Source organism: Spirochaetia bacterium (assembly GCA_022482625.1).
Classification (GTDB): Bacteria; Spirochaetota; Spirochaetia; order Sphaerochaetales; family Sphaerochaetaceae; genus Pleomorphochaeta.
Genome location: JAKVOU010000001.1, coordinates 602,977 through 615,905 on the forward strand (window position 1 = coordinate 602,977; position 12,929 = coordinate 615,905).

9 protein-coding genes and 1 pseudogene are annotated in these 12,929 nt (G+C 47.5%); 1 reads left to right on the top strand and 9 read right to left on the bottom strand.

Annotated features, from left to right (window positions below):
• Window positions 1-68: 68 nt before the first annotated feature.
• From ppdK to LKE40_02760, 3 genes are all read right to left on the bottom strand, one after another.
• Window positions 69-2,771 carry a pyruvate, phosphate dikinase gene (gene ppdK / locus LKE40_02750; GenBank protein ID MCH3916395.1) on the bottom strand — a complete coding sequence of 901 codons (2,703 nt, stop codon included), beginning with the start codon at window positions 2,769-2,771 and terminating at the stop codon, window positions 69-71.
• 198 nt (window positions 2,772-2,969) lie between these two features.
• Window positions 2,970-3,848 (bottom strand): RNA polymerase sigma factor RpoD/SigA, encoded by an 879-nt coding sequence (locus LKE40_02755; GenBank protein MCH3916396.1) that lies wholly within the window; start codon window positions 3,846-3,848, stop codon window positions 2,970-2,972.
• 307 nt (window positions 3,849-4,155) lie between these two features.
• Window positions 4,156-4,611, bottom strand: a complete 456-nt coding sequence (locus LKE40_02760) for a hypothetical protein (protein ID MCH3916397.1) — start codon at window positions 4,609-4,611, stop codon at window positions 4,156-4,158.
• A 502-nt stretch (window positions 4,612-5,113) separates the two neighbouring features.
• Here LKE40_02760 and LKE40_02765 point away from each other — a divergent pair.
• A complete protein-coding gene (locus LKE40_02765) occupies window positions 5,114-5,380 on the top strand; it encodes a co-chaperone GroES (protein ID MCH3916398.1) in 267 nt (88 codons plus the stop codon).
• Window positions 5,381-5,428: 48 nt separating this feature from the next.
• On the opposite strand, the gene LKE40_02770 is transcribed toward LKE40_02765, so the two are convergent.
• From LKE40_02770 to LKE40_02795, 6 genes and pseudogenes are all read right to left on the bottom strand, one after another.
• Window positions 5,429-7,594 (bottom strand): ATP-dependent DNA helicase, encoded by a 2,166-nt coding sequence (locus tag LKE40_02770; GenBank protein ID MCH3916399.1) that lies wholly within the window; start codon window positions 7,592-7,594, stop codon window positions 5,429-5,431.
• Window positions 7,581-8,943: pseudogene (locus tag LKE40_02775) on the bottom strand (sigma-54 dependent transcriptional regulator). The gene LKE40_02770 and the pseudogene LKE40_02775 overlap by 14 nt, the downstream one beginning before the upstream one ends.
• Window positions 8,940-10,148 carry an ATP-binding protein gene (locus tag LKE40_02780; GenBank protein MCH3916400.1) on the bottom strand — a complete coding sequence of 403 codons (1,209 nt, stop codon included), beginning with the start codon at window positions 10,146-10,148 and terminating at the stop codon, window positions 8,940-8,942. Before LKE40_02780 ends, LKE40_02775 begins: the two are co-directional and overlap by 4 nt.
• Window positions 10,149-10,150: 2 nt before the next feature.
• Window positions 10,151-11,329, bottom strand: a complete 1,179-nt coding sequence (locus tag LKE40_02785; GenBank protein MCH3916401.1) for a hypothetical protein — start codon at window positions 11,327-11,329, stop codon at window positions 10,151-10,153.
• Window positions 11,322-11,834, bottom strand: coding sequence for a CvpA family protein (locus LKE40_02790; GenBank protein MCH3916402.1), 513 nt, complete (start codon window positions 11,832-11,834; stop codon window positions 11,322-11,324). The genes LKE40_02785 and LKE40_02790 overlap by 8 nt, the downstream gene beginning before the upstream one ends.
• Window position 11,835: 1 nt before the next feature.
• A complete protein-coding gene (locus LKE40_02795; protein ID MCH3916403.1) occupies window positions 11,836-12,903 on the bottom strand; it encodes a UDP-N-acetylglucosamine--N-acetylmuramyl-(pentapeptide) pyrophosphoryl-undecaprenol N-acetylglucosamine transferase in 1,068 nt (355 codons plus the stop codon).
• Between the last annotated feature and the right edge of the window lie 26 nt (window positions 12,904-12,929).

The following is a 12,929-nucleotide window of genomic DNA, read 5'->3' on the forward strand; positions in this document are numbered from 1 at the left end:
GTTTTCGGGCAAGGACAGGAAAGGGTACCGTTTCCGGTACCCTCCCCTACAAGAACAGCATAGCGCTCTTATTTCTTTTCGTTGACCACAGCCTGTGCTGCAGCAAGTCTGGCAATCGGCACTCTGAAAGGAGAGCAGGACACATAGTTCAGCCCGATCTTCTGACAGAAAGCAATCGTCTTGGGATCACCGCCATGTTCACCGCAGATACCCAGCTTGATATCAGGTCTTACGCTTCTTCCAAGCTTTGCGGCCATTTCGACAAGCTTGCCCACACCACCGATATCGATGGTAGCAAACGGATCATAGTCATAGAACATCTTGTCCGGATCATTGACATAATGACCAAGGAAGGAAGCTGCATCATCACGGGAGAATCCGCAGGTCATCTGGGTCAAATCGTTTGTTCCGAAACTGAAGAATTCTGCATCCTTTGCAATTTCATCAGCAGTTATGGCAGCCCTGGGCACCTCGATCATCGTACCGATCTTATAATCGACCTTCATGCCTTCCAACGTAAAGACAGAATTGATGATCTCAACTGCATGGTTCTTGCAGAACAGGAATTCCTTGCTGTTTCCGACCAGAGGTATCATGATTTCCGGATAGACATTGGTTCCGTTCTTCTTCACCTGTATGGCAGCTTCGATGATAGCCCTTACCTGCATGCGAAGGATCTCAGGATAGATGATGGCAAGCCGGCATCCCCTGAAACCAAGCATAGGGTTGAATTCCTGCAAGGAAGAAATCTTTGCAGCAATTTCTTCGACGCTTACCCCCATGTCAAGTGCCAGCTCGTGACGTGAAGTGTGGTCATTGGGAAGGAACTCATGCAAAGGTGGATCCAGCAGACGGATAGTTGCAGGACGGCCATCCAAAGCCGTAAAAATCTCAACGAAATCCTGCCGCTGGATAGGCAGCAGTTCATCAAGGGCTCTGGTTCTCTGCACTGTATTGTCGGCCAAAATCATCTTGCGGACGCTCTTGATACGGTTGCCACCGAAGAACATGTGCTCTGTACGGCACAACCCGATACCCTCGGCCCCAAGGTTGATAGCCATCTTGACATCCTGAGGTGTATCAGCATTGGTCCTGACGCCCAATTCCTTGAGACTCTGCACATAGCCCATGAACGTCTTATAGTTCTGATAAAGGGAAGAGTCCTTCTCCTCCATCTGTCCGTTGAGCACCTGGACTATTTCACTGGGCTTGACTTCAATTTTCTGCCCGAATACTGCTCCGGTAAAACCATCGATGGAAATGTAATCACCTTCCTTGATAGTCTTGTCACCGATTGTCATGAACTTCTTGGGTTCGTTTACCTTTATGGCACCGACACCCGAAACACAAGGGCAACCCATGCCGCGGGCAACTACAGCCGCATGGCTGGTCATACCACCCCTGCAGGTAACGACACCACGGGAAATAGCCATGCCCTGTATGTCTTCGGGTGAAGTTTCGGTTCTTACAAGAATGACATCATGACCGATCTTTGCCATTTCCTCAGCTTTCTGTGCCGTAAAGCAGACCTGTCCGCAGGCACCTCCGGGTGAGGCATTGAGGCCATGGGCAATTTCAGAAATCTTTTCCTTACTGATCAAAGAATAGTCAAGTACAGGGGCAAACAACTTGTTGAATTCGGCAGCAGGGACCCTGGTCACAGCAGTTTCCTTTGTGATCAGACCTTCTTCCACCATTTCGACCTGTGATCTCAACCAGCTGAAAATAGTCCTCTTGCCATTCCTTGTCTGCAGCATGTACAGCTTGCCTTCCTGGATAGTAAATTCAAGGTCCTGCATGTCATGGTAATGCTTTTCCAGCTTTTTCCGGATATCTACAAGCTGCTTGTAGACTGCAGGGTTGACTTTGTTCAACGTTTCGATCGGTTTCGGCGTCCTGATGCCGGCTACGACATCCTCGCCTTGGGCATTCATCAGATATTCACCATAGAACTTGTTCTCACCTGTGGAAGGATCACGGGTAAAGGCAACGCCGGTTCCTGAAGTATCACCCATGTTGCCGAACACCATGGACTGTACATTTACGGCTGTTCCCAGCAAACCACGTATGTCATTCATCTGACGATACTTGATGGCTCGGTCATTGTTCCAAGAATCGAAGACTGCACGGATTGCCTTGAAGAGCTGCTCTTTCGGATCTACGGGGAAATCTTCTCCTGTATACCTTCTGTACAACCTCTTGTAACGGGCAATGACTTCCTTGAGGTTGTCAACGTCAAGCTCGGTATCAAATACCTTCTTGTTTTCATCCTTGACATCCTGCAGTGCACTTTCGAATTCATGATGAGGAACCTTCATGACGACATCACCGAACATCTGGATAAATCTTCTGTAGCTGTCCCAAGCGAAACGCTCATTGCCTGTTTTCTTGATCAAGGCCTGCACGGTATCGGGATTGAGACCAAGATTCAAGACAGTATCCATCATTCCTGGCATGGACTGGGCTGCACCTGACCTAACGGAAACCAAAAGCGGAGAAGTAGCATCTCCAAGTTTCGCATGCATGACATCTTCCAGATGTGACAGCGCTTCAAGCACTTCCTCTTCAAGACCAGCAGGGAGCAGGCCCTCATGGTCATTGAAATACTCACAGGCATTGGTTCCAATCGTAAATCCCGGGGGAACCGGCAGACCGATCGAAGTCATTTCAGCCAAGTTGGCCCCCTTGCCTCCAAGTAAATCTCGCATTGAAGCATTTCCTTCAGCTTTTCCGTTGCTGAAGGAATACACATACTTATTATTCTCTCTCATTATTTCCTCCATGGACAGCAGTCCATGACCATAGGTTATTTTATACGACAAGCGGGTGTCAATCAAAAAATCTGAAAAAGTAACGATTTCATGCTGAAACGATACAAAGGGCAGGCAGAAAAAAAACGAGCCGTCCCCTACGGAACAGCTCTCATAAGAAGATATATGATAATCAACGTCCAGGTTGCCCTGCCGTTGTCAAGCGCTATAGGCTTCCAGACTCCGATGAGTCTCTACATCCTGAAGCTTGCTGATTGCACGTTTTTCAATCTGGCGGATCCTTTCCTTGGTAAGGTTGTACAGTTCCCCTACTTCCTTAAGGGACATCTGGCTCTTGCCATTCAGACCGAAACGATATTCAAGGATAGTCCGTTCCTTTTCGCTCAGATGGGAAAGCGCCTCATTGATATCATCTTTCATTGCACTTTCCATCACACGCTGGTCAGGAAGTTCACCATCGGAAGGAATGAAATCCCCGATGCTGCTCTCTGATTCATCACGATAGACCGGAGAATCCAAGCTGACCATGTCTTGTGATACTTTAAGAAGCACATCAACGACCTCTTTGTCAAGATGTGCAGCTTCAGCAATCATCTCATTGGTAGGCTCATTGCTGAGCTCATGTGTAAGCTGCTTCTGGACTTTCTGGATCTGAAGCAATTCATTGCTTCGGTTGAGCGGCAATCTTACCGCACGGCCCTTTTCGTTGATAGCCTTCATGATGGCCTGTCTGATCCACCATACCGCATAGGAAATGAAATGGTAGCCTTTGTCAGGATCGAATTTATCAATGGCTGTCATCAAGCCGATATTGCCTTCATCAATGAGATCTGCCAAAGGCAGCCCTTGGTTCTGATATTTCTTTGCTATGTTCACTACGAAACGAAGATTTGCTTCAACCAGACGATTGCGGGCAAACTGGTCACCCTGCAATGCCCTCTTGCTAAGGTTATATTCCTGTTCTCTGGAAAGAAGGGGGACCTTGTTGATTTCCTTCATATAGATGGAAAGCACATTGGCATCTTCCTGCAGGTAATCTTTATTGTCATTCAGCATTCTACTGTTGCTTTTGCTCATTGTCTCGTCCTCCTGTATGGCAATTAGAATGCAATATCCATGCCAATTCACTATTGACTGTGCAATACAAAGCAAAAAAAAGTCATTTTCCCTGTAAAAAATACTGATATGATACAAAATAAAATTATTTTATGTATCAATCAGGTAAACAGCATAAGATTATGGGCTCAGAATGACATCTGCCAACTTCAAAAGAAAGGAAAGCAGTGTCACATTGACACACAGGATCTGATATGATGAAAAAAAGCATCATTTTGACTCACTCTACACAGGGCCTTCATCAAGCAGTGTGAGAATGACGCAACTTTTATAAGGAATCTGCTTCTTCAAAGCACCAAGGAAAATCAATGCGGATAGTCTTGTACCACTGCCTGAGGTTGCTCTTGTCAAAGTCAAATGCACTATGAGCCAATTGCTGTGATAGATCTTCCCATTCATTTCGAATCAAATCAAAAATCATATCACCCTCGCAGAGATCGATACCCAAGGAACGTCTCCCCAAAAGATAAATTGCAAACTGGATACGGAAGAATTCGATAAAATCATCCTCAGCCCCATCAACATCAAGGTTACGCAACAGGAAAGTATCACTGAAGCAATCCAAGGATTTTGCGATTTCCTTCTTCCTGGAAAACAAGGCACCCAGCCGGTAGAAATCTTCTGCCAGTTTCTGCATGGGAGGACGGAATGAACACAAGCAAGTCATTTCCTTGCTTTCCTGACATCCTGTCTGCATATGAATAGGGTATCTCAAATCTTCCATTTCCATCATTTCCTTTCATTCATCAATATACTCATAGAGTAGCCATAAGGCAAATAAAAACTGCCGTCGGATATATTGAAAATCGGATATCCCTGACCAGAAGACACAGCAGCATAGAAAGGAAATCCTGTCCATCTGAAGTATATCATGACATCCCGGCCACTCAACCTCTTACATATAAGGAAGCAGCCAAGAAAAAACTTCCTTATTGCCGAAGATGTACAGGACCACAAGCTGCCAGAGCATACCAGCAAGAGAAATATTCCAGTTACTTTTCATTTTTGCAGGTAACCTTCCTTTACCTAGCTAGAAACACCCCACCCCTCTTTGGCAAAGGGAAATGCCTTTCTCCCCTATTCATTGCCGACATTTTTCCAAGCGAATATTTCTCTTGATTTTCAACTTCGATGTTGCCGCTTGGAATTCTTATGAGTATATTAGAATCTAGCAGGCGGATGATATCCGCCTAATATTATTGATATATTCAAGGAGAAGGAAGAATATGAAGATCAGACCTTTAGGAGCAAGAATTCTCGTAAAGATGGAAGAAGTCAAGAAACAGACAGCCAGTGGCATCTATATCCCTCAGTCAGCACAGGAAAAAACCCAGATTGCAAACGTTATGGCAGTCGGCGATGACAAGGATGCCATCAAGGTAAAGGTCGGTGACAAGGTACTCCACGACAAATATGCAGGCACCCAGGTCAAGATTGATGGCGAGGAATACCTCATCATCAACATGGACGACGTCCTTGGTGTAGTCGAATAGACAAAAAAGCTTCAACTTTTCCAACCAGCCCATACGGGGCTGGTTTTTTCAGCTGAAAAGGAACCTTTCTATCTTGTCGGCAACAGAAGCAAGTTCACATTGCTGCCAATCACATTCAGGAAGTGCCCTGAGGATAAGTTTTCCATACTGCTTGGTAACCAGACGGGGATCAAGGACAAGCACAACCCCTTGGTCATCACTTTTCCGGATGAGTCGTCCGAACCCCTGTTTCATCTTCATCATGGCATCAGGAAGCTGGATATACATGAATGGTGATTTATTCTGGTGTTCCAGATATTGGGCCTTGGCCCTCAGTACAGGATGATCTGGGACAGGAAATGGCAACTTGACAATGATGACCAACCGCAATGCACTGCCGGGGACATCGATACCCTCCCAGAAAGATGACAAGGCAAAAAGCGTTGCATTCCCATTCTCCCTAAACTTTTCAAGCAGCTGCTGTCTGCCCAGGTTCTCTCCCTGCATCATCAGACTCAGATGTGCCTTTTCAAACTTTTCCTTCAGCTTGTCATGTACAGCCTGCATGGAGACCCGGCTGGTAAAAAGGACCAAGGCTCCACCACCGGAAGAATCCACAGCAGGGAATATCGCATCAGCCAAAGCCTGGTGATAGGCGTCCTGTTTTTCAGTCTCCCTCGCAAAGGCCGGCGCATCATAAGGCGTAAGCAGCAGCAGGTGGTTCCGGTAATCAAAGGGAGAAGGAAAGGAATTCTTAAGAAACATACGGTCAGACCCGAACGGCAAGCCTACCCTTCCGCACCAGAAGGCAAAATCATCACCAAGGTTCAACGTCGCACTGGTAAAGATAATCGAAGAAAGCTTGCCATACAGGTTTTTCTCAAGCAAGGATGCCACCTCCAGAGGTGAAATGATCACCCGGATCGTCACGACCTTGCCATCAGATCCTACCAGCGGTTCAAACCAATGTATATCATCACCCCAGCCTGCGACATCAAGGAAGGCTGCAAGATTTGCACAGCTTTCACCGATTGCACCGAGCATGTTCTGCAGGTCAACCAAGTAGGTCTTTTCCTCTGCATCCAATTGCAGATGTGCCAAAAATTCATCTGCAACGGACAGCAATGCCTTGCAAGCCTCTATGACCTTTGTTGCAGCAGGTACAAAATCCTTTGCAAGCCGGGGAAAAGTCTGTACGGAAATCAAGACCGGCCTGAATCTGTTTCTTGCGAAGGTAATTTCCATATAGCTCTGGAAAGAATGGACCATATCTTCCATTTGCTGCAGCTTGTCAAATACAGTAAAGACATCATTGCCCTGTTTGGCAAACCTCGACAGGATTTCCAAGACATTCAGATACCGGGCTCCGGTACGTGTATCGACATGTACCGGTCCGGCACTTTCTTCTTCAGTCCCATAGGTCCTTTTCTGCCTGATCCTCTGTATGACACGCAAGATTTCCCTACCGTCAAAGATCCTGGCATAGAATTCACTGGCAACAGGTTCGATGTTATGCGCCTCATCGACCACCAGGTGTGCAAACGCAGGCAAGACCGAATCCTCGTCATATCCCATATCCTTCTCGCTGCGGTTCTTTGAATCGGTGAAAAGCATATGATGGTTCGTTATGATGATGTCAGCCTGTTGCTGCGCTTCCTTTGCCTTCATGAAAAAACATTGGCGATAGTAGGGACACTTTCCTTTCAGACAGTTGTCCGGATCACAGTTTACCTTTGCAGTAATCGCCCCAAGTTTCAGATTACAGTTTGAAAGCAGGCCGTCTTCTGTGGTCACCAACCAACTATTGAACCGTGACTGCAGGGATATCGAATCCTTGAGCAACTTAGGATCCTTTTCAAGGAACTGGAGCGCACGCTCCAGGCAGACATAGTTTCTCCGGCCTATTGCCAAGGCAACCTTGCAATCGACCCCGAGAAAAGCAAAAAGCTGCTTTATGTCCCTGTTGTACAGCTGGTCCTGCAGATTGATGGTAGCCGTCGCTATCACCGTCCGGCTCTGGGCACCATAGAGGGCATTGTAAATTGCAGGGACAAGATATGCATAGCTTTTCCCTATCCCTGTACCGGCTTCAATCACGCAGATTGCATCTTCCCTGTAGGCTTTGTCGACCAGCTTGCACATCTCAACCTGGCCGTCCCTGGCCTCAAAGTCCCTCATCTTCTTTTCAAGCAGTCCGCCTTTGCAGAAGATGTCTTCAATCTCACTCGTAGTCAAGCTGATACTCCTGCAACTTACGGTGCAAGGTCTTCCGTCCTATCCCAAGGATCTGGGCAGCCTTTGTCTTGTTTCCCTTGCAAGCCGTGATGGTACTGAGAATCAGCCTGCGTTCACCTTCAGCCAAGCTAATGCCGACATCGAGGTCCACTTTTGCATTCTTGCCACTTCCCCGTACCTGAGGAGGCAGATCACCTAGCTCAATGACATTGCCACGGCATAGGACTACCGCCGCCTCAATGCAGTTTCTCAGTTCCCTGATATTGCCAGGCCAGTCATAGCTGTAGATTGCATTCTTCGCTTCACTGGAGATATCCTTGATATTCCGGTTGTTTTCCTTGTTGGCCTGATCGAGGAAAGCAGTCATAAGCAGGGGAATATCATCCCGACGCTCCCTCAGCGGAGGTACTTCCAGATGGACCACATTCAACCTATAGAACAGATCCTCCCTGAATGTACCTTTCTTGATTTCTTCTTCCAGGTTCCTGTTCGTCGCGGCAACGATACGCACATCAACGGTAATCGTCTTCTCGCCGCCGACTCTCTCAAACTGCCTTTCCTGCAGTACCCTCAGGATCTTGATCTGCGTAGACATATCAATTTCGCCGATCTCATCAAGGAAAATGGTACCGCCGTCAGCAAGCTCAAAACGTCCTTTCTGCTGACCGACCGCTCCAGTAAAAGCCCCCTTCTCATGTCCGAAAAGTTCACTTTCAAGCAAATTGGCATTAAGTGCAGCACAATGGACCTTGATAAACGGGCCCTTTGCTACGGTCTGACAGCTGATGTATGGCATCGGCTACCAGCTCCTTGCCGACTCCGGATTCTCCGGTCACAAGGACAGAAGCCCTGGAAGGTGCCACTTGGCTGATCGTCTCCATAAGCTGCTTTACCTTGGCACTGTTGCCTATCATCTTCGAGTATCTGTTCTGAGCACGAAGCGTATTCAGTTCAGATCTCATCCGTTCCATTTCCTCAGCCATGTCCTTGTTTTTCAAAGACTTCTTGACAAGGATGGAAAGCCTGTCCAAGTCTACCGGCTTGGTAAAGAAATCAACGGCACCGTCCCTCATGGCATTGACGGCAGTTTCAATGGTCCCATGACCGGTAAGGATCACCACGGGAATATTGGGATAGGAAGCAACGATTTTCTTCAGGAGTTCCTCGCCGTCCATCCCTTCCATCCTCAGGTCAGTAATGACAAGATCAACTTCATTCTTATTCAGCATTTTCCATGCCTGCAGGCCATTCTCTGCCAACAGAGTCTGATAGCCATCCAATTCGAGGGCCATACCCAGGCCCTCTCGTATATTCTTCTCATCATCGCAGACAAGGATCGTCTTGTTCATTTCTCCTGCTCCTTCCCGGCTTCGCTCACTTCCGCATGATATACTTCCCCAAGTGCAAGCCGTTGCCCATGCGGAACTGGAAGCTTCATGGTAAATGTCGTTCCCTTGCCCAAGATGCTATGGACCTGTACATCACCATTATGTTCCTTGAATATCTTATATACCACGGTCAGCCCCAGTCCGGTACCACTGGCCTTGGTAGTGAAATATGGCTCAAATATTTTCGCCAGAGTCTTTTCATCCATTCCTTTCCCATTGTCGGAAATAAGGATATCGACAAAATTTCCATCCAGTTTGCAGGCGATGGTCATGATGCCTTCCGGAGTTTCTTCCATAGCCATCATTCCGTTCTTTATGATATTGAGCAACGCCTGCTTAAGCAGATTGGAATCTATCATCAGCCGAGGTACAGAAGCAAAGGAACGTACGAGACTGACATGATTTTCCTTCAGTTCCGGTTCAACGAAATCACAGATTTCAGTAAGAAGCGGAGGCAGTGCAGTCAACCTGAGCGTAGAATCCATCGGACGGACAGCAAAGAGAAAATCCACCACGATGGAATTCAACCTCTGTATTTCTTCATCGATTACGTTGATATAACGGGAAGCATCATCCAGCGTCAGGGTTCCCTTTCTTTCAAAAGCCTTGGTAAGCAACTGGAGATGGATACCGATAGCAGCAAGAGGGTTCTTGATCTCATGGGCAACCCCTGCTGCCATTGTCGTCATCGAAGCCAAGCTCTCACTCCTGCGAAGCCGTGACTCATCCCTTTTTTCCTGGGTCGCATCGGTAAACACGACAAGGAAAGCAGATGGAGCCGCACTGTCGTCCTGCTCCATGGGAGTCACATTGACTCTCAATGTCTTGGTTTCAGGACCCCATTGGTAGGCAAACTCACCGGTATTCTCATCCTTGCCCCGGAAACAATCCATCAGATAATTTCTCAAGGCCGTATCATTGAGTACATAACTCACAGCATAGCCGTCATAAGACTTCAGGCGCTTGAAAGGAGACAATAACCTGGCAGTCCTGTTGATATACTGTATCCTTCCGTTGGCATCACAAAGCACGACTCCCTGCGGCAAACTATCCAAGACCTGTTCAAATTTATCGATTACGGCACTTTCCCGTTCAATCACCTGCACAATCTGACGACAGTCCAGCTGATCAATCTTATGCAATGCTCTTTTTACAAACTTATCCACACTTACACCTCAGACAAATCATAATAAATTGCTTCCCACATGTTTCTTTTGGTAACATTGAACCGGGTACTTACGAGAAAACTCCGGTCAAGCACCTGAAGCATCTGATGGGCATGGTAGGTATCCATCTGTCCGCTTGCCAATGCCAATGAAATATCCTCTGACAGCTGTGAGAGGATATACACATCCAGACGGCTCTGTTCAAAGGCTCCTGTCAATTCGGCCAGAGAAGCAGCATCAAGCCTACGGGCACGGGGAAGAAGAGAAGAGACAAAAAGCTTGATCTGCCCGTCAAGCTGGGAAAGTCCACCCTTTGTTGCCCCTTGCAGAAAAAATTGTTCTATCGTCATATCCTGCCCAAGAAAAAATGGCTGCAGCAACCGATGCTGCACCTCTATTGGAAGCGGTGGAAAGAAAATCTTCCTGACCCTGGAAAGGATAGTCTGGATTATCTGTCCAGGCCTTTCGCTCAGAAGAATGAAGTATACACCGTTTTCCGGTTCCTCGAGCATTTTCAGCAAACTGTTTCTGACTGCATCATTGGCACTTTCGATTGATTCGATGATGATGATACGGGCCCGTTCTCCGACCATGGTTGAACCGACCCATTGCCTCAGCTGGCGAACTGAAGCGATGCTGAGATTAGTCAGGTTCTTGCTGTCCTGGGCAAGCAAAGGTTTCATTGCGACCTGCAGTTCCTTGACCCGCTTGCCTGCTGTCTTTTTGTCCATATCGGGTTTTTCCCTGAACAAGTCAATAAGCACGTCATTTGCAGCCCTTGCACCTTCGTAAAGTTTTGAATCCTTGTCAGCAGCAAGAGCAGGATGATAAGACAGGAGCAAGAGTCTGACGGTCCTGATCAGATAGGTACGGGAAAAATCATTCCTCAGACGAAGGAAAGCATCACATGCTGCTTGAAAACGAAACGAAAAATCACGGTTGGAAATGATGACCACATTGGACATCGTAAGATATTTGAAACTTTTGCAAGACGGACAGGTACAGGAATCCTCACCGTTTTCCATGCAGGAAAGCTGGCGGGCAAGTTCAATTGCGGCAGTCATCCTTGAAGAATATCGGGGACCACAGAACAACGAGGAACGGCTGACCGTTCCTGCACGGAAATCTTTTTCAAGCTCATCTGCCACAACGGGCTGACTGGCCCTCAACCGTTTAAACATAGTTGCTGATCCCCTGCTGTACCACAGGCAGGTACTTGATAAGGAATTTCTGCACGAAATATGACTTATCTGTAAAACCAGAAATGTCAAAGAGCTGCTGGCTCTTGAGCAACAGCAACAGCACACAGATGACGACAAGCGCAAGCAGACATCCCCAGATAAAGCCAAGCACAGTATTTATCGGTCCAAGGCCTATGCCATTGAGCACTTTTGTAAGCCAATTGCCGAATGCCTGTGTCAGCAAGAAGCCAACATAAAAAAGCAAGATATAGGCGACCAACGCTGCAGTGAACGGAGACAGAGAAAATGTCGATATGAGCAAGGGAGCCACAGACTTGGTAAACATAAGGCCCACGCATAAGGCAACGACATAACCTGCTTTGCTGGCAAATGATGAAGCAAAGCCTTCCAAGGCTCCGCCGATCCCCCCTATAAGTACAAGGACCAATATGATGACATCCAGTGCATTGATCACGACATTTCCGATGGCCATGCTCCATTCCATCTTATTTCTCCTTTTTTGCTGCAAGTTCCTTCAGCAAGCAGACAATCTTTTCCCCAGCATCTGCTGAGGAAATCTTCTTCATAGCCTGTGACATGGTTGACCGCTTTGTCTCATCACCAAGCAGACTTACCACCATATCAGCAAACATATCTGCAGAGCAACCCTTTTCAAGTACTTCGGCAGCTCCCTTCTTTTCATAAAAAGTTGCATTGGCTTCCTGCTCTCCTCGGCTTGCACTGCGCAATGGCAACAATAAGGCTGGCTTGCCTAGCGCAGCAAGCTCAGACAAGGTCCCTGCACCACTTCTGCAGACTACCAGGTCTGCCCGACGATACAGGCCAGGTAACTGAGTACCTATGAATTCCTCTTCCCGATATCCTTCCTTCACTATGCCGCTTGTCTTTCCTTTTCCACATTGGTGAAAGACATTGCAGACAGGACAGAGACGGTCAAGGGAGCCGGTTACCAGAGCATTGAGTTCGTTTGCTCCCTGGCTTCCCCCAAGTACCAGCAACAGAGGCTTGTCATCATTGTAAAACCCCAAAGTTTCTGCAGGAATGGCATCTGCAAGGTCTTTTCTGACCGGATTCCCGGTATATACGACCCTTGCGTGCCCTAGTTTTTCCAAATGGAGGTCAAAGCCTGTGGCCAGCACTGTTGCAAAATGACAGTTTATCCTGTTTGCCAGCCCGATGCTGCTGTCAGATTCATGGGTAAGGACAGGTATATGAAGCAACCATGCAGCCATGACAGGCGGTACGGATACAAAGCCGCCCTTAGAAAACAACACATCAGGCTTAAAGCCACGGAGAATTGACAGAGAGCGGGAAAAGGCCATGGCCAACCTGCCGAGATCCGTAAGGTTTCTCAATGAAAAATAACGGCGCAGTTTCCCGCTGGGAACTACGGCATACGCTATTCCCATTGCTTCAACCTCCTGCCGTTCCCGAAAATCATCACGGCCTATCCACAGTTCTGACAAGCCTTTTTCAGCCTGTAGCCTCTGATGTACGGAAAGAGCAGGCAATATATGCCCCAATGTTCCTCCGCCCGAATAACAAATCCGCATGGAAACGATGGTACCACAGCAGTGGT